General features: G+C 61.8%; 19 protein-coding genes. 13 read left to right on the forward strand and 6 right to left on the reverse strand.

Annotated elements, in window-relative coordinates:
- Positions 1-149 precede the first annotated feature (149 nt).
- From AWB82_RS28700 to AWB82_RS28735, 7 genes are all read left to right on the forward strand, one after another.
- A complete protein-coding gene (locus tag AWB82_RS28700; RefSeq protein ID WP_086972710.1) occupies positions 150-1,016 on the forward strand; it encodes an alpha/beta fold hydrolase in 867 nt (288 codons plus the stop codon).
- A 45-nt stretch (positions 1,017-1,061) separates the two neighbouring features.
- Positions 1,062-1,808, forward strand: a complete 747-nt coding sequence (locus AWB82_RS28705) for an SDR family NAD(P)-dependent oxidoreductase (RefSeq protein ID WP_086972737.1) — start codon at positions 1,062-1,064, stop codon at positions 1,806-1,808.
- Positions 1,808-3,007 (forward strand): MFS transporter, encoded by a 1,200-nt coding sequence (locus AWB82_RS28710; RefSeq protein ID WP_086972711.1) that lies wholly within the window; start codon positions 1,808-1,810, stop codon positions 3,005-3,007. Before AWB82_RS28705 ends, AWB82_RS28710 begins: the two co-directional genes overlap by 1 nt.
- Before the next feature lie 189 nt (positions 3,008-3,196).
- Entirely contained in the window at positions 3,197-3,943 is a 747-nt protein-coding gene (locus tag AWB82_RS28715; RefSeq protein ID WP_086972712.1) for a glucose 1-dehydrogenase, read from the forward strand.
- Between the two features lie 75 nt (positions 3,944-4,018).
- Positions 4,019-4,666: a glutathione S-transferase family protein gene (locus AWB82_RS28720; protein ID WP_086972713.1), complete on the forward strand. Its 648-nt coding sequence runs from the start codon at positions 4,019-4,021 to the stop codon at positions 4,664-4,666.
- A 642-nt stretch (positions 4,667-5,308) separates the two neighbouring features.
- On the forward strand, positions 5,309-6,043 hold the full coding sequence (locus AWB82_RS28725; RefSeq protein WP_086972714.1) for a uracil-DNA glycosylase family protein: 735 nt from the start codon (positions 5,309-5,311) through the stop codon (positions 6,041-6,043).
- A 959-nt stretch (positions 6,044-7,002) separates the two neighbouring features.
- A complete protein-coding gene (locus tag AWB82_RS28735) occupies positions 7,003-8,073 on the forward strand; it encodes an McrB family protein (protein ID WP_086972716.1) in 1,071 nt (356 codons plus the stop codon).
- A 68-nt stretch (positions 8,074-8,141) separates the two neighbouring features.
- Here AWB82_RS28735 and istB read toward each other — a convergent pair whose 3' ends face one another.
- Together istB and istA are read right to left on the reverse strand one after the other, a co-directional pair.
- Positions 8,142-8,963: an IS21-like element helper ATPase IstB gene (istB, locus tag AWB82_RS28740; protein WP_086972717.1), complete on the reverse strand. Its 822-nt coding sequence runs from the start codon at positions 8,961-8,963 to the stop codon at positions 8,142-8,144.
- Complete coding sequence (gene istA, locus AWB82_RS28745) at positions 8,960-10,459, reverse strand: IS21 family transposase (protein WP_086972718.1); 1,500 nt, start codon at positions 10,457-10,459, stop codon at positions 8,960-8,962. Before istA ends, istB begins: the two co-directional genes overlap by 4 nt.
- Before the next feature lie 146 nt (positions 10,460-10,605).
- Here istA and AWB82_RS28750 point away from each other — a divergent pair, with 146 nt between their 5' ends.
- The 3 genes from AWB82_RS28750 (at position 10,606) to AWB82_RS28760 (ending at position 14,282) form a co-directional block, all read left to right on the forward strand.
- A complete protein-coding gene (locus AWB82_RS28750; protein ID WP_143756903.1) occupies positions 10,606-11,166 on the forward strand; it encodes a hypothetical protein in 561 nt (186 codons plus the stop codon).
- On the forward strand, positions 11,163-12,452 hold the full coding sequence (locus AWB82_RS28755) for an McrC family protein (protein WP_086972720.1): 1,290 nt from the start codon (positions 11,163-11,165) through the stop codon (positions 12,450-12,452). The genes AWB82_RS28750 and AWB82_RS28755 overlap by 4 nt, the downstream gene beginning before the upstream one ends.
- A gap of 417 nt (positions 12,453-12,869) precedes the next feature.
- Complete coding sequence (locus tag AWB82_RS28760) at positions 12,870-14,282, forward strand: DEAD/DEAH box helicase (protein WP_086972721.1); 1,413 nt, start codon at positions 12,870-12,872, stop codon at positions 14,280-14,282.
- Positions 14,283-14,329: 47 nt separating this feature from the next.
- On the opposite strand, the gene otnC is transcribed toward AWB82_RS28760, so the two are convergent.
- Positions 14,330-14,977 carry a 3-oxo-tetronate 4-phosphate decarboxylase gene (otnC, locus tag AWB82_RS28765; RefSeq protein WP_086972722.1) on the reverse strand — a complete coding sequence of 216 codons (648 nt, stop codon included), beginning with the start codon at positions 14,975-14,977 and terminating at the stop codon, positions 14,330-14,332.
- An 8-nt stretch (positions 14,978-14,985) separates the two neighbouring features.
- On the reverse strand, positions 14,986-16,287 hold the full coding sequence (gene otnK, locus AWB82_RS28770; protein ID WP_086972723.1) for a 3-oxo-tetronate kinase: 1,302 nt from the start codon (positions 16,285-16,287) through the stop codon (positions 14,986-14,988).
- 181 nt (positions 16,288-16,468) lie between these two features.
- Between otnK and AWB82_RS28775 the strand changes: the two genes are divergently transcribed.
- From AWB82_RS28775 to AWB82_RS28785, 3 genes are all read left to right on the forward strand, one after another.
- Entirely contained in the window at positions 16,469-17,851 is a 1,383-nt protein-coding gene (locus AWB82_RS28775) for a homoserine dehydrogenase (protein WP_086972738.1), read from the forward strand.
- Between the two features lie 62 nt (positions 17,852-17,913).
- Entirely contained in the window at positions 17,914-19,263 is a 1,350-nt protein-coding gene (locus tag AWB82_RS28780; RefSeq protein ID WP_096031469.1) for a GntT/GntP/DsdX family permease, read from the forward strand.
- 47 nt (positions 19,264-19,310) lie between these two features.
- A complete protein-coding gene (locus AWB82_RS28785; protein WP_086972724.1) occupies positions 19,311-20,120 on the forward strand; it encodes a DeoR/GlpR family DNA-binding transcription regulator in 810 nt (269 codons plus the stop codon).
- 371 nt (positions 20,121-20,491) lie between these two features.
- Here the strand turns inward: AWB82_RS28785 and AWB82_RS28790 are convergent, their stop codons facing one another.
- Positions 20,492-20,746, reverse strand: coding sequence for a hypothetical protein (locus AWB82_RS28790; RefSeq protein ID WP_086972725.1), 255 nt, complete (start codon positions 20,744-20,746; stop codon positions 20,492-20,494).
- A complete protein-coding gene (locus AWB82_RS28795) occupies positions 20,743-21,669 on the reverse strand; it encodes a hypothetical protein (RefSeq protein ID WP_086972726.1) in 927 nt (308 codons plus the stop codon). Before AWB82_RS28795 ends, AWB82_RS28790 begins: the two co-directional genes overlap by 4 nt.
- Between the last annotated feature and the right edge of the window lie 1,031 nt (positions 21,670-22,700).

A 22,700-nucleotide genomic window follows, 5' to 3' on the forward strand; every position in this document is an offset into this window, starting at 1 on the left:
GACGACGCGCGACGCCTACATTACCTCTCAGGACGGCGCGATACGAAGCACGAATGGGTCACGCGAAACATCGCAGCAAGTCGCAACCCATACGTTTGAGCTATATCGCGCCGCGCTACCTTCAACGGCTTTCTGAAAGGACTACCGCCATGACCCGCCACACTCACCGGACCGCGCCGACGCAATTCGTCGAGACCAACGGCATCCGTTTTGCGTACCGCCGCTTCGGCAATTCCACGGGCGTGCCGCTCGTGATGAACATTCACTTCACCGGCACGATGGATCACTGGGACCCGGCCGTCACCGACGGACTCGCGCAACACCGCGAAGTGATCCTGTTCAACAACGCCGGGATTTCGAGCAGCTCGGGCGAGGTGCCGGAGTCGATCGAAGAGATGGCGGCCAATGCGGGCGCGTTCATCGAAGCGCTGGGCCTGAAGCAGGTCGACGTGCTCGGCTTTTCGATGGGCGGACTGATCGCGCAGCAACTGGCCATTGCGAAGCCGCAACTCGTGCGCAAAGTGATTCTCGTCGGCACCGGGCCGCGCAGCGGCGAAGGCATGACCACGCTCACGCCGCAAGCGCAGGAGATTTTCGGCGCGTCGTATGTGCATCCCGACCATCTGTGGCTGCGCGTGCATTTCGCGCCGTCCGAAGCGAGCCAGGCGGCGGGCCGTGGCTTTATCGAACGCTTCCGTCTTCGCACCGATAACCGCGATCCCGAAGCCGACGACAAGGTCGCGCCCGCGCAACTCGCCGCGCTCGCCAAGTGGGGCGCGCCGCGCGAGAACCCGTACGACTATCTCGCCGCGCTGAAGCAGCCGACGCTCGTCGTCAACGGCGACAACGACGTGATCATCTATTCGATCAACTCGTGGATCCTGCAACAGCACATCCCGAACGCGCAACTGATCATCTATCCGGATGCGAATCACGGCTCGCTTTATCAGTACCCGGCGCGCTTCGTCGCGCATGTCGAGCAGTTTCTTTCCGAAGCGAACGTAACGTCCGCGTAACGCGCCTTCCCACACAACGCTCACTGGATTTTCATCATGACCTCTCTGACCTCTTTGACAGGCAAGACCGCGCTCGTAACCGGCGCTTCCCGCGGCATCGGCCGCGCCACCGCCATCGCGCTCGCCAAAGCCGGCGCGCGCGTGCTGGTTCACGCAAGCAAGGCGTCGCAGGCCGCCGACGATGTCGTCGAGACGATCCGCGCGGCAGGCGGACAGGCGGACAAGGTCGCCGCCGACTTGCGCGACGCGAACGGTCCGCATGAACTCGCAAAGCGCGTGCGATCGCTGACGGGCGAACGGCTCGACATTCTCGTCGCGAATGCGGGCATCTCGAAGGCCGCCTCGATCGAGGACACGACCGTCGAGGACTTCGACAATCTGTTCGCCGTCAACGTGCGCGCTCCGTTCTTCCTCGTGCAGCAATTGCTGCCGGTGCTGGGCGATGGCAGCAGCGTCGTACTGCTGTCGTCGCTGGCCGCGCGCGCGTCCGTCAACAACCTGTCCGCGTATGCCGCGACCAAGGGCGCGGTCGACACGCTCGTGCGCCACTTCGCCTCGGCGCTCGGCGAGCGGGGAATTCGCGTCAACGCCATCGCGCCGGGCGTCGTGGAAACAGACATGTCGAACTTCGCGAAGACAGACGCGGGCCGCGATTTCACGCTGGGCATGCAGGCGCTCAAGCGCGTGGCGCAACCTAACGATATCGCGGGCGCCGTGGTGTTCCTCGCCTCCGACGACGCGCGCTGGGTAACGGGCGACACGTTGCGCGTGGACGGCGGATCGAAGCTCTGATGCGCGCCCGCTCGGGCGCTGCCTTCTGGATCGCGGCGTGCGTGATCGTTCAGACGTTATGGACGAGCGCTGCGCCCGCGATGAGCTACGCGTGGTATGCGCGCGTCTGGCACGCGAGCAACGCGACGATCTCCGCCATCTTCGCTGCGTACCCCGTGGTCGTCGCGCTCACGCTGTTTGCGCTCGGCGGCCTGTCCGACGCCATCGGACGACGCGCGACCGTGCTGCTCGGACTCGCGGCATCGATCGTCGGTGTGACGGCGTTCGCGATGGCCGGCAGCGTCGGCCACCTTTTTGTCGGTCGACTTTTCATGGGACTGGGGGTCGGGCTGGCGGCGGGCCCGGCATCGGCGGAATTGCTCGACCACGCGCCTGCAGGGGACCGCGCGTTTGCCAGTGCGATCAACACTGCTGCGCAAGTGTCGGGGCTTGGGGCGGCCACCATCGTCGGCGGCGCGTTGATCCAGTACGCGCCCGATCCGGCGCATCGCACGTTCGACGTACTGCTGCTATTGCTGGTCGCCCTGTTCGTCGCGTGCTGGCGCTATCTGCCGCGTGGCCGGCAGTGTGTGTCGGCCGATCCGGGTCTGCGCGCTGCGCGTCTTCCGCCCGACATGCGCGCGACCGTGCTGAGCGCCGCGCCATCCGTGATGTCCGCGTTCGTGGTCGGCACCGTGATGCTCTCGCTGGGCGCGCAGATCGCGCGCGATCTGGTGCGCTCGCAAAACATGCTGATCAACGGCGTGGTGATCGCGTCGTTCGCGACCGTCTGGGGCGCGGCCAGTCTTCTATTCAAACGTCTGCCTTCTCACCTGGCAATTCGCGCGGGAGGCGGCATCGCAGCCATATCGATGCTGACGCTCGCATTCGCCGCGCACATCCATTCGTTAGCCATCCTGATCGTCTCCGTTTTCGCGGCGGGCATCGGGTACGCGCTGCTCTTCATGGGGGGAATCGCGCTCGTCGGCAATCGCATCGATCATCGTCACCGGGCCTTGTCGCTATCGACGCTGTATTTCGCGGGCTACGCGATGCAGGCGATCACCGCTCTTGCGCTAGGCATCGCAGCGTCGCACATACGCTTGCGCGATGCCGTCACCTTTGGCGCTATCGCGATAGCCGTGGCGTGCGTTCTGACGGCAGCGCACGCAGGAACGTTCGATACGCGTCGCGGAGACCGGGATGAGCGAACTGTCTGAACGAACGATCGGTTATAACGCATCGAAGTTGCGTACCCGTGCTTCTCGCGGGCATGCTTATCAGGCATGCCACCCAACCTGGAAAGTCTTTTTCAAAAAGGCACGAGGCGCATAAAGTTAGCTCTGTCATGCTCACCGAGCAGCGCGATACGAACAGCGTGTCGTGAACCCAACTGACAGGAGTCTCGAATGAACCAACCCGTCGTCCTCATCACTGGCGCCCTCACGGGCATTGGCCGTGCAACCGCTTTCGCGTTCGCCCGTTCAGGCGCGCGGCTCGTCGTATCGGGTCGCCGTGCAGCCGAAGGCGCAGCGCTCGAAGCCGAACTTCGCGAGGCTGGCGCCGAAGCACACTTCGTCCAGGCTGACGTGCGCCGCGACGAAGAAGTCCGCAATCTGGTCGATCAGACCGTCGCCCGCTACGGCCGGCTGGACGTGGCCGTCAACAACGCCGGCACGGAAGGCCGGCCTGGGCCCATCGTCGAGCAGACCGCCGACAGCTATGCCGATACTTTCGACACCAACGTGCTTGGAACGCTGCTGAGCCTCAAGCACGAGTTGCGCGTGATGACTAGCCAGAAGGCCGGCAGCATTGTCAACATCTCGTCGACTTACGGTCATGAAGGCGCGGCATTCGCATCGGTTTATGCGGGCAGCAAACACGCCGTCGAAGGCATCACGAAATCGGCCGCGCTCGAAGTTGCGTCGTCGGGCGTTCGCGTCAACGCCGTCGCGCCCGGTCCGACCGATACGGGAATGCTGGATCGCTTCACCAGCACGGCGGAGAACAAGGCAGCGCTCGCCGCCGCCGTACCCCTCGCGCGTATTGGTAAGCCCGACGACATTGCCTCGGCCGTGCTTTATCTCGCAGCGGATGGCGCCGCGTTCGTCACCGGTCAGATCCTGACTGTCGACGGCGGGAAGACGGCAGGCTAAAGCGACTTAACCCGCTCGCCTGCGTGCTCGCTGCCTGGCGGGCGGTTCAAATCCTCGTATCGGAATGGAACGTGCATGAAAACCGACCTCACGCTTTATGAATCCAAGGCATCGCCCAACTCTCGGCGGGTTCGAATTTTTCTTGCCGAGAAGGGCATCGAGATCCCGATCAAGTCAGTAGACCTCGGCGCGAAAAAGCAATTCTCCGATGCGTACATCGCGATCAATCCTCGCCGGCAGGTTCCCACGCTTGTATTGGAAGACGGCACGGCAATCGGCGAAGTCCCCGCAATCTGGAGTTACATCGAAGAAGCGTATCCGGGGAAACATGCTTTGCTGGGCGCGACGCCGCAACAGAAAGCGCTCATCGCGATGTGGGAGCGGCGCGCGGAACTCGACGGCATTGCGGCCGTGATGGAAGGCGTGCGAAACGCGGTCGCCGGACTGAAGGGACGCGCATTGTCGGGGCCTCATGCTTATAAGCAGATTCCCGAGATCGTCGAGCGCAGCAAGCTGCGCGTGGCGAACTTCTTCGCTGACTTCAACGAGCGCCTGAAGACGGTTCCCTTCGTGGCCGGCGAAGCGTTCTCGGCGGCCGACATCACAACGCTGGTGACGATCGACTTCGCGGCGGGCGGCATGAAGATTAACATTCCCGCTGACTTCGATGCATTGCGGAGTTGGTACGGCAGGGTATCGGACCGGGCATCGTCGAAGGCATAGGCGAGCGGACGTTGTTATCGCCGTTATTCGGTCGCATCGGACCTGAGCATGTCGGGGACCGATCTTCGTCCTCCACTGCCACGTGCCGGAGGTCTGGTCTCCAAGAGACGCCGCCAATCGAAAGTCTTGGCGGCTCCGCGGGCAAACGGCTGGAAGTGGCCGACCGTCGTCGTAGCCTCTGTCGCCCTGAACGACGTGCCGCCGAAATCAAAGCCGCCGAATGTTGCGCTGGTGCGTGCGCATCGTCGGCGCGCGGCGGAACTACGGACGGCGGGCGAACGCATGACGATGGCAGCATCGACCCCGGTGATGGGGGCCCGTTCGCGTTGGGAGCGGACGGGCGGTACCGGTTGGCAAAGACAGGGGCACTGCGCGTTGTCGGTCTTAGCAGTCGTTCAGGTGGTCGCACAAGCGAGGCAGCGTCGGGTCCCTTTTCCGTCGTTAGATGCTTTGCCCCCGCAAACGCTGAATCCATGGTCGGCAGTTGAGTCTTCGCAACCTGGAAGAGACCGTAGCTGAAAGCCAAAGCGGACACTCGCGCGTTCAACCGAAATCCGATCCACGTATGCCACAATTGCCGCCGAAGCTGTAACTTAACTCGATGGGCTCGGCCGCCACCACGGCATAGCATCCGGTGAAACCATGCTCAAACACAACGTTCAAGCGGTCTTGGATTCTTACTATGCGGAGGCGCTTACCGCGGCCGAGTCCGGCTTTATGGCATATTTTCACGAGTTGTCGGCGCCGTTCCTCCTTAGCGTATCTCAGGCTTACCTGGATGCGCCCCTCCGGGTAATGTTCATCGGGAAGGAAACCAACGGTTGGTGTGGCAAGCTGCGAGCCTTCTACGAGCGTCCAGACGGAATTGCCATTGCGAAGACTCGCTACGAGGATCAACAAGCCCGTGGCACCGGCAATAGTGAGTTCTTAAGGCAGTGGAAGCGGTTCGCTGATGCGTTCGCTGGAGGCAATCGAGCGGCTGTCTGCTGGAACAATCTAATGAAGATGGACTGGCACCGCCCGAAGCGCGGCTACTCTCGGACCTCGATTGGGCATTCCGCTCATTTGTTTGATTTCTCGGTGGCGGCCGTCCATTTCGAAATCGAACTGCTTAAGCCAGACCTAATCATCTTCGGTTGCGGCCACAAGTACGACCGCGCCTTGAAAGCCGTGCTTCCCGAGCGTCAAGCTGTGAAGGTTGAGCCAAAGGCTCTGTGGCATTTCCGGTCGAATGGCATCGAGTGTTTTAGGACATTTCATCCAGATGCGTGGGATTGCCACGCCCCAAGAACAATCAGACAGTACTACCAGGAGATTATCGACACCGCTTCGAAGGTGTTTGCTGAGCGCCTGCCGATGCAGAAAGGTTCGGCATAGGCTGGCTTCGTCTCAACGTAGCCCTTGAAAATCGATGTTCTTCCGCACGGTCGTCCGCGCACTGGCGGTGTTTTTATGAGCCGGAAGGCAGAAACCGACGCATGCGTGACCTTCTCCTGCTCACGCGTCTTCTAGTCGTTTGAACAAGTCTTTGTGCTGAGAGTAGATGGAGGCAAGTCGCAACCCATAGTCATCGTCCGCATATCCCTTCGTTCCGGCTGCAGGGTTGCGGGCCGCACGCCGCCGTGCTTGTCGTCTCTGAACAAGCTTTATCCGTACGTGCTGCTTCATGACGTGTGCGAGGTGTTGGGGATTGTTTTGAACTCGTGCTCGTGCCAGACATGGTCGCAAATTCCGACGCGACGCCGGCGCTCTGGATTCAAGTGTCGCTGGCTGTCGTGCTGGGACGGATTCTCGTCATCGTATCTTTCACTTACTTGGGATCCAAGTAGGACCGCGCCATTCCCGTCAGAATCTCGGATTAACGCGCTTGCGTCATCCTGTGCCAGGAATAGCCGATTGCGGGCGCTGCCATGAATTTTTCCTGACTCCGCTGCGCGAGCAAGCGCCGTCTTCGGCGGTCTGGCTGGTCGATTGTCCGAGATTCGCAGCCCAATGTCGAATGACGATTCCTAGCCGAGCCCTGCCGGATGGTCAATGCAAGGACCTCGGCCATAGCGGACGTTCGGGTATCGTCCTCCATGCGGCGGCTCCAGACTCCTTTCCCGTCTTTCAAAAGCTTCGCGAGCGCGAATGTCGGTTGTATTGACGCGTATGCGTATCCTCGACCTTTGCTGCCGTCCAGTCGGCCGCATTTGCAGGTCCTCTATCAAATACGAAGCGGACGCTTGCAATCCCAAGGAATCGGCCATGCACTATCGTCGAGCGATCCAATCGATTCGAGCTAGCACATTGCTTTATGATCACAGGAACTTCGCGCCCGCTCTCGCACAACACCCATGTCAACATCCAAAATTTCAGAGTCCGTCGCCAAATCTTGGGAAGACACTGACATTCGCAGAAAGCGCTCGGATCGCCATAGCATTCTATGCAACGGCGTGCGCTTCTCCAGTTTTACCGCAGCGTTGAAGCACTTCGGAATTCCCGATCCCACGAACAAACACATCAAGACTCGTGGCCTGTTGACCAGTGGGAAGAGTCTTCGGGAAATCTGGGTCCACGAAGGCAACGAATATGTTTTTGAACTTGCTGATCCTCTCGGCAACAGCGAACCGAGTGCAGCGGATTCGGACATGCCTGCAGCCACCGAAAATACATCATCGGACATGAACACTTCCCTCCTCAACCAGATCCTCTATGGGCCGCCGGGGACTGGAAAAACGTATCAAACCATTGAGAAGGCATTGGAGATTCTCGATCCGGAATTCCTCGTAGAGAATCAGGAGCGCAGTGCGTTGAAGCGACGCTTCGATGAACTCGTCGAAGCCCGGCAGATCGCGTTTGTTACCTTCCATCAGAGTTTCAGTTACGAGGACTTCGTAGAGGGTTTGCGCGCCAAAGTCGAAAACGGACAACTGTGCTACGAGGTCGAGGACGGCGTGTTCAAGAGGCTGTGCGAACGAGCGCGAAAATCACATGCCGATGCGAGCGACGCAGCGGACCCGGATGCGACGAATGAAGCGCGCTTCGTATTGGTCATCGACGAAATAAATCGCGGGAACGTTTCGCGCGTCTTCGGCGAACTGATCACGCTGATCGAACCGTCGAAACGTGCGGGCGCCGAAGAGTCGTTGCAGGTCGTGCTGCCTTACTCGAAGGACCGATTCAGCGTGCCGAGCAATCTACACATCATCGGCACGATGAATACCGCCGACCGTTCGCTGGCAGCGTTGGATCTGGCACTGCGTCGCCGCTTCACTTTTGTCGAGATGCCGCCCCGGCCCGAATTGCTGAACGACGTCGTGATCGAAAGCGAGGAAGGCGCGACCATCAATGTCGGCCACTTGTTGCGGATCATGAATCAGCGCATTTCCGTGCTGCTTGATCGAGACCATGCCATCGGCCTGTAGATTGTCAATTACGATGGCCGCCCGGGCGACAACTATCTTGGCCGGTCGACGGGGTTAGTTGTCGCTGCTCAGCTCGCCATAGTTGTCGCTCCTTCCGATTCGGGGTGGTGTAATTGACGCCGCCGCGCGCGCTTGTTGTCATCGGCACTGCGACGCCGGTAGCTTTCCACGTTCAGCTCGAAGATCGTCGAGTGATGGACCAGTCGGTCGATGGCGGCGACCGTCATTGAGGGATCGGGGAAGACATCATTCCAGCCGGAGAACGCGGCGTTGGCCGTAATGAGAAGGCTTCGACGCTCGTATCTCTCTGCAATCAATTCGAACAGCACGCTCGTTTCGGCCTGGTCCTTTCTGACGTACGACAGGTCATCCAGGATGATCAGATCGAAGCGATCGAGCTTGGCGAGCATCGATGGCAACAGCAGGCTTTGGCGTGCCGCCTGCAGCTTCTGCACGATTTCGCCGGTGCGTGTGAACAGCACCCGGTACCCGGCGTCGATCAGCGCATGACCAATGCCGGAGCCTAAATGGCTCTTCCCGGCACCCGGCGGCCCAAACAGCAGGATCGTGGCGCCTTTCTCGAGCCACGAGTCGCCGCTCGCGAGCGCCATTACATGTGCCTTGGACACCATCGGTACCAAGCCGAAGTCGAAGGCCTCGAGCGTCTTGCTTGGGTCCAGATGCGATTCGACGCGATGCCGCTCGATGCGCCGTTTCGCGCGCTCGGCCAGTTCGTGCTCGAGCAGCGCGCCGAGCAGGCGCGTCGACGGCCAGCCTTCCTTGTCGGAGCGCTGAGCGAACTCAGCCCATAGCCGCGCGATCGTCGGCAAGCGCAACTCGGTGAGCATCAGCCCCATACGGGCGGCATCGTAGATTGCGGGCGCATTCATACCGATACCTCCTCGCCAAGCAGCGCGTCGTAGAGAGCTGCCGTCGGCATGTCGACGGCCACGTCTGGGCATTGCGCCTGCCGCGGCGCAAATTCATTCTGTAGTTGCTCGAGATCGGGCAGCTCACCGACGACGAGCAATGCTTCGAGCCGCTCAGCAAGAACGGCCTCGACTCCGTGATTCGCGGCCAGCTCCAGCAAGCCGACCATGGTCTTGCAGGCTTGCCGCTGCGTGAGCCGAGCCTCAAGCCGCTCCCACGTCCGGCGGTACGCCTCGCGCGGGAACAAGTCGTCGCGAAACGCCAGCCCCTTGAACGCTTGGGGCTTGCGCTTGAGCGCCTCGATGAAGTGCCGGTAGTCGAGCTTGCGACGGCGGCTATTGGCCGCATGCGAGCCGCGTGCTGTGTTGTGCACGAGCGCGCCGGACAGATAGCAGTCGAGGTGATCGGCAAAGACGCGCACCTTCAGACGGTGACCAATCAGGCGCGACGGTGCGCTGTAGAGAATGCCCCGCACGGTGAAGGTGCCACAGCGTGTCACGCGCGCTTCCTCTTCGATGAAGTCGGTCGTGCGATGTGCGGGCAGATCTTGCAAATGTTCGCGCTCAGCGTTAAACGCCGCTGCGTTACGACGGTTACGGCGCATGACGACGTCGCGAACAAACGCCTCATAGGCAGCACGATCGTCGAAGTCGCGATGGCCACGCAGCATCAACGCCTGGTCGATCGCCTCCTTCAGATGGCGGTGCGAGGATTCCACACTACCGTTCTCATGGGCCACGCCGACGTTATTGCGCGTGCCGGCCATGCCGTAATGCACCAGCAGTGCGTCATAGCGAGCCGTGAAGTCCTCTTCAGTCTGCAAATTCTTGAACGCTGCCGATAGGCTGTCGGTGCGATGCTCATGCGGGCAGCCGCCGGCCTGCCACAGTGCGTTCTGTAATCCGGTGGAGAGGGCCTCGAAACTCTCACCACCTTCGAGGACATAGGCGTATTCCCAGTGCGAGAACGCGAGCACGAAGTGATAGAGCCGGTGATGGAGGGGCGCGCCGGCGACCGTCACGCGCAGATCTCGCATGTCGGTGAAGTCCGAGAGCCCCTGCACGCCGGGCAAGTGCTGCTGCGGGAAGAAGATCTCCTTGTTAGGGCCCTCGAGTGCGCGCCATTTGCTGACGCGCCGTTCGAGCGTACGCCGCATGCTGTCGGGGAAGAGGCCGGGATGCGCCTCTTGCAGCTTGGACAGCAGCGTGATGGCCTTGAGCCGGGGCGCGTGGCTCAGCAATGGCACGACCTCGCTCTCCCAAACTTCCGCGAACGGATCGTGACGTGTACGCCACGTGCGTGATGGCTTCTGCGACGGCAGACGGCCGTCATGCTCGATGCGCCGGGCCGTGCGAACGCTCAAGTCCGCCATCGCCGCGGCGACTTCCTGAGTGTGATGTTTGCGCTTGCTCATATAGAGTCGGACCTGCTGGTCCGTCACGTAGGTTCCAGACATGGCTGTTCGCTTCTTCTTCGACGCGATCAGCCATCGTAAAACCCCGCTACTCCGGCGCCGCCGGTAGTTCGTCGTCTCCGGCGGCTACGCCGCCTTCGACTCCTCACCACCGGCCAAGGTAACTGTCAAAGGACCGGCCAAGATAATTGTCGTTCTCTATCGGCCATGCCTACTTCATGAGTCTCATAGGCGATCCCCGTCTCGAACGGCTGACGGCGATATTTCGGAATAACGTCCTGCCGTTACTACAAGAGTATTTCTTCGAGGACTGGCAGCACATTCGATGGGTGTTGAATGATCATCGAAAGGCCTACGATTATCAGATTGTTCAGGAATGCACGGCCGATCTCGACCAACTGTTTGGCGTGGATATCGGCGCGAGGCAGGATGCGCTCGAATATCGGATCAACGCCGATGCGTTGGAGCGCGCCCAAGCATACTGGGAAATTGGTGGCAACGGCGGCGACAACCCGAACGATGCAGGTCGTGTCAGGCGCGAAGTCGAGTACTCGGGAAGGGTCATCCGGCAACTGACATCCGGCACGATAGAAGTCTTAAAGGACGGCCAATTGCAGAAGAACGCAATGTCGCAGTTGCGGGAATTGGCTGGCTCGCTGGGTGTCAGCATCGAAAACAATGGCGAAACTCGACATAACACACGGCAATTGGGGAAAAAGGTCATCGACGCCATTACGGAACAACAATGAATCCCATTGTCGTACGCGAATATGCCTACCTTACGACTTCGCTGGTGCAAAACACGCTGGACCATGCACAAGTCCCCGAATCTGCCTTCGACTGGCTTTGCGGTCTGGAGGAAAGACGTACGAAGGGCGGGCGGCTTTTGAGCGTCGTGGGCCGCAACGAATTGCAGTTACGCAGCTTCGTGGGTGTTCTGGAGTCGCCGTGCGGTCAAGTCATCGAAATCCTGCCCAAGCATCACGACCTGGACGACCCGGAGCCGGCACGAGCACTCATGTGCCGACTCATTGCCGGCGCGCTGAATCTTCCACCGCACGAAGCGGATGAGGCTGGGCTGAGACTGTTTCGCACGCCCCTGTCGGAATGGATAATGGGCCGATTCTTGACGGCGCTCGAGCATCTGCTCAAGCGCGGGCTGCGATTCGACTATCTGCGGGTGGAGGAGGAGTCTCGTTACCTGCGCGGCCAGCTCGATATCGCGCGCCAATTGCGTCAACCACCCCACAAGGGACATCTGCTTCACATCCGTCACGATGTCTTCCTGGCCAACCGGCCTGAAAATCGTCTCCTCAAGAAGGCGCTGGACGCGGTCGCCAGACGTACGAGAGATGCGCAGAACTGGCGACTATCGCACGAACTCAGTGGCGTGTTGCGCGAGCTGCCTGCATCGCAAGATACGGAGCAGGACTTTCGCAAGTGGCACGACGACAGATTGATGGTGCATTACCGGCCGGTGAAGCCGTGGTGCGAACTGATCTTGCGCCAGCAGCTGCCGCACTCGGTTCACGGAGACTGGCGCGGCATCAGCTTTCTGTTTCCGATGGAGCGGCTCTTCGAGGACTACGTGGCGCGATGGATACATCGTCATCTTCAGAACGGCGCTCGCCTCGTGACGCAAGCAAGGCGACATTCGCTGTGCCGGCATCGGGGACGAGAGATGTTCCAGTTGCGGCCCGATCTGCTGCTGGAGCAGGGAGATCGTCGCTGGGCGATGGACACCAAATGGAAACGGCTCGACGCGACGGCTCCGGCGCAGAAGTACGGGATCGCTCAGGGTGACTTCTACCAGATGTTTGCATACGGACATCACTATCAGGGCGGTCAGGGGGATATGGCGCTGATCTATCCGAAAGGCCGGGATTTCTCTGAACCTTTGCCGCCATTTGAGATGCAGCGCGGGTTGCGACTGTGGGTGCTTCCGTTCGATCTGGAAGCGAAGATGCTGCTTCTACCGCAAAGTTGGACGGACGAGCCCTTGCCGTTGAAAATTACTTCGGCCCGGGCACTTTAAGCGTATTCGAAGCGAACACTTCGGCCTTGGCCGACGTTCTACGAGGCTCGACTGGACGTTAGCAAGATGGCGTTTTGCCGACGGTAACGGCGTCGCGGCGCGGAACGGCCGCTTTCTGCATTCTTCAAACTCGCACTTACGATCCGAAAACCGTCTTTTGATCCAGATGGCATCTACGACTGGTTCCGAGCTAGAAGAATCAGTGGTGATCGAAGGATAATCGGCACCTACCGGGCAGGTTCAAGTTTAATCAGGACCGGTGCTGCCCGCAGCGCTGCTCGTCTTTGTCTCGTTGCACAGTTCGTCGGCCGCTACCTTCTTCAGCGGCGATCGACGTCGATCTTTTTGACCATTGATCTGCGCGGTTCAATCAGCCCCGCAACCGCTAAAATTGCGGTTTTAGCTCGGAATACGCGCATGTCTTTCGCCTCGCTTGGCCTGATCGATCCGTTGCTGCGTAATTTGCAGGACCTCAATTACCAGACGCCTACGCCGGTTCAGGCCAAGGCGATTCCTGCTGTGCTCAGCGGCAAGGACGTCATGGGCGCGGCGCAAACCGGCACTGGCAAGACGGCGGGTTTTGCGCTGCCGCTGTTGCAACGGCTGACGCAACACGGTCCGGCGGTGTCCAGCAACCGCGCGCGTGTTCTGGTGCTGGTGCCCACACGTGAACTGGCTGAACAAGTGCTGCAAAGCTTTATGGCTTACGGCAAAGGCCTCGACTTACGATTTCTGGCGGCCTACGGCGGCGTGAGTATCAACCCGCAGATGATGAAGTTGCGTAAAGGCGTGGATGTGCTCGTTGCCACGCCGGGCCGTTTGCTGGATCTCAATCGCCAGAACGCGGTGCAGTTCGATCAAGTACAAACGCTGGTGCTGGATGAAGCCGACCGCATGCTGGATCTGGGCTTTGCGCGCGAACTCGACGCCGTCTTTGCTGCCTTGCCCGCTCAGCGACAGACCCTGCTGTTCTCCGCCACATTTACCGATGATATCCGCGCCATCGCGGCGACCATTCTGCGCGGCCCGGTCAATATCAGCGTCAGCCCGCCCAATGCCACGGCCAGCAATATCAAGCAATGGGTGGTGCCGGTGGATAAAAGGAACAAACCTGAGCTCTTCATGCACCTTGTGGCTGAGAACAACTGGGAGCATGCGTTGGTGTTCGTTAAAACCCGCAATGGCGTGGATTATCTGGCATCCATGCTGGATGAAGCGGGCTATGCGGTCGACACCATCCACGGCGACAAACCGCAACCCGCGCGCCTGCGTGCGCTCGAGCGCTTCAAGACAGGCGAAGTAAATATGCTGGTCGCCACCGATGTGGCTGCGCGCGGGCTGGATATCGACGACCTGCCGCTGGTGATCAACGTTGATCTGCCGATCGTGGCGCAAGACTATGTGCACCGTATTGGCCGGACCGGCCGCGCGGGCGCCAGCGGCGTAGCGGTGTCCCTCGTGTGTGCCGATGAAGCACCGCAACTGGCCGCGATCGAAGCGCTGATTCGGCAAACGCTGCCCCGTGAAGAAGAGCCGGGTTTTGAGGCCGAACACCGCGTGCCGCAAACCAGCGCGACGGGTCAGATCATCAAGAAACCTAAAAAGCCCAAGAAGCCCAAAGCGCCGCAAGCGGTGCCGGGCGCTGTGCAGGTGCTTAACAATAAACCGCGTCCGCAAGGTGGCGAGAACAAACGCAAGCCTGCGGCGCAGCGCGCTGTGGCCGCGGGCGAAGGCACAAGCCCGTCCAGCGGTAATCCGTTCAGCGTGCGAAAGCCACGTAGCAAGCCCGCCAGCAAGCCAGCTGGTGGCCGCAGCAAACGCGGACCGTGATCCGTTGGGATTCTTGCATCAACAGGCCAATCGCCCTTTGCACGCCACTACCAGCGCACGTTGAACGTGTCGCACAACTCGTCAATCGCGGACTGATCGAGCGGGGCCGGACGCGGCGTCGTCATGAGCCACAGACGCGCCGTTTCTTCGAGCTCTTCGAGCGCATAAGAAGCGTGCGAGACGCTGCGCTCCCACACGACCGGCCCCAGCCGTTCGAGCAATACGGCTCGCACGGACGCCGCGCGCCCGGCAATTTCGGCGGCCACTTGCGGATCGCCCGGACGCCGGTACCGCACGAGCGGAACGTGGCCGACCTTCATCACGTAGTACGGCGTAATGGGCGGCAGTACGTCTTCATCGCTCCACACGCCCGCAAGCGTCAGCGCGACGAGCGAGGTCGAGTGCGTATGCACGATGCCGCGCGTTTCGGCGTTGCCCTCGTAGATACGCCGATGCAACTCCAGCGTCTTCGACGGCCGCGCGCCCGACACATGCCGGCCTTGCGCATCGACCTTTGCGATATCCGCGGGATCGAGCCGGCCGAGACACGCGTCGGTGGGCGTGATGAGCCAGCCATCATCGCAGCGCGCGCTGATGTTGCCCGCACTGCCCACGGTGTAGCCGCGCGCGTAGAGACTCGCGCCGATCGTGCAGATTTCCTCGCGCAGTTTCGCGTCGCCGTGTGCGCTGATCATGGCCTGGCTCACGAACGTTCTCCGTCGATAAAGCGCAGCGCCTTCGCGAAGAAATCGCCCGCGCCGAAGTTGCCCGACTTGAGCGCGAGCGCAAGCGGCGTTTCGCCCAGCGCGACGGTGACAGGCACGCCCGGATCGATCGGCGGTCCGATCAGCAGCCGGTCGACGCCGAGCGCCTGAACCACCGCACCCGAAGTCTCGCCGCCCGCCACCACGAACTTGCGCACGCCACGCGCCTTCGCCTCGCGTGCGATGGCGGCGAGCGCATCTTCGACGAGCTTGCCTGCGGCCGCCACGCCGAGTTCGCGCTGAACCGACACGACTTCATCGGGCGCGGCGGTCGCATAGATCAGGACCGGCTCTTCCGCATGGGTATCGATGAAGGCGAGCGCCGCCTCGACGACCGCTTCGCCACGCGCCAGCGCGCGCGGATCGACGCGATACGCGGGGCGCTTGGCGATCCATTCGGCAACCTGTGCGTTGGTCGCCTTCGACGCGCTGCCCGCCAGCACGAGCGCCGCGCCCGCGACGGCCGGCAAATCCGCCGCCTTCTCGTTTGGCTCGATGAGTCCGGCGCGGCGGAAGTTCTCCGGCAAGCCAATGGCGACACCCGAACCGCCCGTGACGAGCGGCAACTCGGCGCAGGCTTCGCCCAGCGTGCGCAAGTCGGCGTCGGTGAGCGCGTCCGCGATCGCGAGGCGCACGCCGTCCGCACGCAGACGCGCGATCGCATCGCGTACCGCGTTCGCGCCCGCCGCGACCGTCGCGCTCGCGATCAGGCCGACTTTCGATTTCGACTGACGCTGCAGAACGCGCACGAGATTGGAATCGCGCATGGGCGTCAGCGGATGGTTCTCCATGCCCGATTCGCTGAGCAGCGCGTCGCCGACGAACAGGTGTCCGCGATACACCGTGCGCCCGTTCTCCGGAAACGCCGGGCACACGATGGCGAAGTCGCCGCCGGTGCCGGCCGCGAGCGCATCGAGCAGCGCGTCGGCGACCGGGCCGATGTTGCCCGCATCGGTCGAATCGAAGGTCGAGCAGTACTTGAAGAAAAACTGGCGGCAGCCCTGCGCGCGCAGCCAGTCGAGTGCCGCGAGCGATTGCGCAACGGCTTCCTGTGCGTCGATCGTGCGCGACTTTAGCGCGACGACGAGCGCATCCACGTCATCGAGCACGCTGGTTTCCGGCACGCCGATGGTTTGAATCGTGCGCATGCCGCCACGGACGAGCGTGCTGGCGAGATCGCTGGCGCCGGTGAAATCGTCGGCGATGCATCCCAGAACGGGACGGTGCATGTGTGTGTGCATGGTGTTCCTCCGGCTGGCGATTGTATGCCTGTGTGAACGTTCTATGTGAATTCATGTTAATTAAATTGACTGTAATGATAAATATCGTTAACGTCTGAGTGATCCGTTGCAGACCTGTCTGCGGCCTCTTATCCCGTTCGCCGGCGAAGCGCTGTCGGCAACGCTTTCTGCGAATGCCAAGATGAACTTCGAACTTCTGTTTTCCGCGCCTTCATCGGCGCAGGCAGTCCAGACCGTGCGCTACGCCCTCACCGGCGCGAAGGGCGGCTTCGCCCGCACGCTGCTCGCGCAGACGCGCCTGATCGATCGTCTCGTGCCGGCGGCGCTGTGCGATCTCGGCGTCGCGGGCCTGCGCGCGATGTGCATCGAACTCGGTTTCGACGCGGCGTCGCTCGTCGAATGCGCCGATGCCGCGGGCGTGGCTGCGCTCACGCCGGGCCAGATCGCGCTCGTCGCCGATGTCGCGCTGCTCGCCGCAGCCGATTACGACATCCTCGTGGAAGCGACCGGCAATCCGTCGGTGGGCTATCGCGTCGCGGTGCAGGCGCTCGAAGCCAAACGTCATGTCGCGATGGTCAGCAAGGAAGTCGATTCGGTCGCGGGCGTCGCGCTCGCGCGGCTCGCGGAGCGGCAGGGCGTCGTGTATACGACGGCGGACGGCGACCAGCCGTCGAACCTGATCGGCTGGGTGACGTGGGCGCGCGTGCTGGGTCTGGAGGTCGTCGCGGCGGGCAAGTCGAGCGAATACGATCTGGTCTTCGATGCCGCGACGGGCAACGTCACGCAGCTCGACCAGACCTTCCCCGCGCCGGAACTCGCGGAGCTGATGACGCTCGGCGACGACATCCCCGCGACGCTCGCGGCCCGCCGTGAAGCATTGCGCGGCCGCAAGACCTCGGCGACGGCGGACTACTGCGAGATGAGCGTCGTCGCGACGAACACGAACCTCGTGTCCGACGTGGAACTGCTGCATTACCCGGTTGCGCGCACGACCGAACTCGCCGATATCTACGCGCTGCGCGAGGACGGCGGCGTGCTCACGCGTGCGGGCGTCATCGACGTGTTCAACATGCTGCGCCGTCCCGACGAGGCGAGTTTCGCGGGCGGCGTGTTCGTCGTCGTGCGCACCTTCGATGCGCCGACGTGGGAACTGCTCGCGCAGAAGGGCCACGTCGTGAGCCGCAACGGGCGCTATGCGTGCATGTATCTGCCGTATCACTTCATGGGCGTCGAGACGCCGATCACGCTGCTCGACGCCGTGCTGAACGGCCGGCCCTCGGGCGCGGCGAAGCCTGCGCAATGCGTCGTGCTGGCGGGGCGCGCGAATGTCGATATTCCCGCGGGCACGGTGCTGCACATGGGCGGCCATCATCATGACGTGACTGGCGTGCAGGCCGTCCTGCTCGATCGTCGCGCCGCCGCTCCCGCCGATGTCGCGCCGCTGTATCTCGCGGCCCACGCGACGCTTGCACGCGAAGTGAAGGCAGGCGAACTGATCGCAATCGCCGATCTGCACAACCCCGACGATGCGCTGCTCGGCGCGTGGCAAGCCGGCTGCGAATAAGCGCGGCGCGCACTCGAACTACACCAAATCATTCAAATACCGAGTCAATAAGAGGAGACACCATGCGGGGAGAATTCGGGACGATCGCGATGGCCGCGTTTGCCATCGTCGTGCTGATCGTATTGATCGCACGCTGGCGGCTGAGTCCGTTCATTGCACTTACGTTGACGGCGCTCGGGCTCGGGCTCGCGGCCGGCGTGACGCCGGAACACGCGATCGACAGCTTCACGAAGGGCTTCGGCGGCGCGCTCGCGCGTACCGGACCGGTCGTCGGCCTGGGCGCGGTGCTCGGCGGCATCATGATCGGCACGGGCGGCGCGGACCGCATCGCGAATGCGTTCGTCGGCAAGCGGCCCTTGTGGCTCGCGCCGTGGACGGTCTGCGCGGCGGCGCTGCTGATCGGCATGCCGCATCTCTTCGATGTGAGCTTCATCATGCTCGCGCCGCTCGTCTACACGATCGCGCGCCGCACGGGCAGCCATCTGCTGTATATCGGTCTGCCGCTCGCCGCGGGCCTCTATGTGTCGCACGGTCTGCTGCCGCCGCATCCGGCGCCGACGCTCGCCGTCACCGCGTACCACGCCAACACCGGCCTCACGCTGCTCTATGGCCTGATCATCGCGATTCCGGCTGCCGTGATCACCGGCCCGCTCTTCACGGCGTTCGCGCGGCGCAGCTTCGGGCCGGCGCCCGATCTGTCGAAGGGTCCCGGCGGCACGCGCACCGACGCGGAGAACGGCAGGGACGTGTCGCTCGCGTTGTCCATAGTCTGCCTGCTGATTCCGCCTGGGCTGATGCTCGCGGGCACCCTCGGCATGGACTACAGCGCGAAGGGCACGGCGTTGTATGTGTTCTTCCAGTCGCTCAACGATCCGATCCTGTCGCTGCTCGCGGCCGTGATCTTCGCGTTCTTCGCGCTCGGCATCAAGGGACGTTTTGCGCTCGACGAGATGCAAAAGATGATCGGCAAGGGCATTGCGCCGCTCTCCGCGATCCTGCTCATTCTCGGCGCGGGCGGCGGCTTCAAGCAGATGCTCACGTCGATTCACCTGGACACGATCATCGTGTCGCACACGGCGCACTGGTCGGTGAGCCCGCTCGTGCTCGCCTGGGTGATCGCCGCGTTGCTGCGCGTGTGCGTCGGCTCGGCGACGGTCGCGACCGTTGCGGCATCGGGCATCGTCGCGCCGCTTTTGGTGTCGCATCCGGGTGTATCGCCGGAACTGATGGTGCTCGCCACGGCATCGGGCGCGGTGATGCTGTCGCACGTGAACGATTCCGGCTTCTGGCTCTTCAAGGAGTACTTCCAGCTGACCGTCGCGCAGACCTTGCGGACGTGGACGCTGATGCTGTGCCTCCAGTCGCTGGTGGGGCTCGCGGGCGTGATGCTCATCAGCATGTTCATCGGCTAAGATAAGCGACCCGTCGTGCAGGCGGGCCGCTTAACGAAGGTCTTCCCATGTCGAGTCAGGTCAAACCCGATGCATCCGATGTCCCGCTGATTCCCGATCAGCGGCGCGAGGCCATGCTGCGCCAGTTGCGCCGGGACAAGGTGCTGTCGGTGCATCAGTTGATGGAGTCGTTCAACTGTTCGCACATGACGGTCCGGCGCGATATCGCCGCGCTGGAAGAAGCCGGATTTGTCTATACCGTGCCGGGCGGCGTGCGCATCGCGAGTCATCTGAACAGCGAGCCGAGTCATCAGTCGAAGTCGGTGGTCGAGCAGCCGCAGAAGCAGGCCATTGCGCGTCGCGCGACCGAAGGCCTGCGCTCGGGCATGTCGATCTACCTCGATGCCGGCACGACCATGTTGTCGTTCGTGCCGCATATCGTCGAACTGTCGGACATGACGGTCGTGACCAACGACTTCCAGATCGTGCGCGAACTCGCGAGCGCGACGCACGTGAACGTCATTCATATCGGCGGACAGTTGGACCACAAGAATCTGTCGAGCGTCGGCACGCTCGCGGCGGCGACGCTGCGTCAGGTCGTGCTCGACGTGGCTTTCATATCGGCGAGCTCGTGGGATCTGCGTCGCGGCGTGACGACGCCATCGGCGCCGAAAGTGGAAGTGAAGCTCGCCGCGATGGAGTCCGCATCGCGCACGGTGCTCACGGTCGCGAGTTCGAAGTACGGTACCGTCGGGCTCTACAAGGTCGCGAGTCTGGAAAGCTTCGATCAGGTGATCACCGACGACGGGCTCGCCCCGGCCGCCGCGACGGGCATTCGCCAGTCGGGCATCGATCTGGCGCTGGCCGAGGTGGAGTGATGTGTGGGGGTACTGCTGTGCTGTAGGCGGCGAGGGCGTTGCGTGTGACGAACAGGAAGGCACGCGGCCGCAATGGCTAGCGATGACAGACCGCTCCTTACCGTCGTTCCGCTCCTGCGCTAGTAGGACCTTCCCATACAGGGCGAAGCGGAGCCGCGCCGCAAGCGGTCTCTGTTTCTGCCAGCCTCTTACTGCTGTTCTAGACACAATGAACAGGTAGAGATCCGTCGCGAAATTGATAGCGCAACAGACGCGGATGTGCGCACGACATCGGGTTAGCGAAGACACCTTCTTCGTGACATCCATCTGACTATCTGCCTAGGTCGGCCTCAGAGCGATCCTGCGCCACGTGTTCGCGGAAGTCGCCGTCGTTAGAGAGACACCACGTTGCCGTTTCCGTCGGTGATCCCAAGAAACTTCCTTAGTTCGGGATACTGGGTCGCAAACCAGAGCAAAGCAGTCCCGCCGAACCTGCGGGCAAATTCATCATCGATGGGCTGCTGCGGTCCGACTTCATGTTCCGCTACCAAATTCATCCTGACGTTGTCAAAGATACGGGAATCCACGAACCCGGTCTTAATGCTCTGCGATTCGGGGTCAAAATAAGAGACAAAATATTCGATCATAGGTATCCTCGGCACGCTTGATAATCTCGAAATGCTTGCTCTTTGCAAGTGAAATAGGTGCGGGCATCGCCGCCATACATTTTGCTTAACGCGGTGCAATAAGTCATACGGGCCTCATACATTGCGTCGCATTCAGCTTCTTGCGCTGCACTGACCCCTCGGGCCGCCAGTTCCGTTACATCGTCGCCCAACAGTGAGTCTTCAGAATACTCAAACGGCGACGCATCACCCAGGGGCGCGCTGTCATCTCCGGAACTCATCGTCGATCCGTTATCGCCTTCCGACGCGTATCCTCCGAGAGCTGCCCCTGCAACGTCATCCACAGCGCCGAGCCAATCGAATCCACTGCTGCCGCCGACGCTGTCCATGAGAGAGCCACCCGCACCGGATTTCGCCGCAACTCCGTCAAGGCCACGACTTCCCACTAATCCACCGCTGGCCGCTAGCCCGCCGCGCTGGCTGATCGGAATGTAATAGGGATCTCGCGGTGCGTATTGGAAGTCGACTTTCTTCGGCCAACGCTGCGGCGCGTCGGATGGCACATCGACTCTCGGCGACAGGCGCCATCCCCGATCCACCACCGGGATCAACTCGCCATCGCGCACGGCCTTGCGAAAGAATCGCTCGATCTCTTTGTTCGAGGCTGGCTGTTTCCAGTGGACGACATTCAAGAAAATTTGAAGGAAGCGCTGAATAGTGCGCAATGCTTTACCGCCCGCGACCGTGCGCAAATCGAGGTTCGGCCGGAAGTATCGATCGAAAGCGATGCGATCTTCATCGACCGTCTTACGCGCGTCTTTTTTCAGGAACCAGAATTCTGTGCCGCATTGACGACGCGGAACGAGCGTGCATTGCCATCCAATATTCAGCGGCACGTCCAACGTGTTGAAGGACGGCCTCCATTCGCCAAAACCAAAGCCCATTTGGATCGGAACCTCTCACTTCTTATTGAGAGCACAGAATAAACGTGGCCTTCGGGCGGGAGCGTCAAAAATTGTCAGCCGCCCGATACGCGCCGCCGGGTACACGAACCCTCGCGCCATCGGAATGTCGGACGGGTCCAGTGTCGACTTGGAAATCTCGCGGCAGCGCCTATACTGGAAATAGCCGCGCGGAAGCCGGCCCCGGAGATAAAAGCGGATGAGAAATCGTTCGTTGGGGCGCGGTAGCGGGCCACGGAAACGCCTGCGTGTAGCGCGGGCGTTTTCTTTTTAAGCGGTCGCAGACGAATGTGGCGATCGAAGGTGAGCCGTGATTGATGATCGCCCTCAGTCCGCGTCCGAACCACCACGTACCTTCGATTCTCTGACGACGTAGTTTTTCAGTATCGCAGGCAGCACGACCCCTGCGGCCGACGCGCATCGTTCGATCTGGCGAGCCTGTTCGAGTGCGACTCGATTCGCCGCAACCAATCTTCTGCCGAATCTCGCGGAGTCAGCCGGTCCAGCGCGTCGTGCTGCGTGCTGGTCTCTGCCGCGCAAACGTGAGTCGCCGCTTGCAGTAGCGCCCTCGTTCGCCCAGCCTATGTGAGCGATTTAGATTGCTCGCCAAGGCAATTCCTCTTGTACGAAATCCGTCCATTACATATCGTAGGAGTATCTGCAAGACGTCGCGACGCGGGATGTTCTTCCGACGCCGCGTTCCTTTCGGTTGCACAGGCAAATGTCTGCCCGCTCGCAGCCACGCGCGCGGGCAAGGTGAACGCCATGGAATTCGTTCTTCTACTTGCGATTTTCCTCACGTCGAGCGGATATCTCTTCAAAGCTTCGATGCCGCCCACGCCGCCGACAGCGAATGCACCCGCGCCGCCGACGGCCACTCCCGCTGCCACTGATTCCTTGAGCGAAAAGAAGGCAACGCTCCACTAGCGAAGCGTGGAGCCACACGTTGGGCGCACTGCATCGAATAGCTAGATGACGCTCAGTCGCGGCTGCGCGTTGTTCGCGCACGAATA

This window comes from Caballeronia glebae, from assembly GCF_001545035.1.
Classification (GTDB): Bacteria; Pseudomonadota; Gammaproteobacteria; order Burkholderiales; family Burkholderiaceae; genus Caballeronia; species Caballeronia glebae.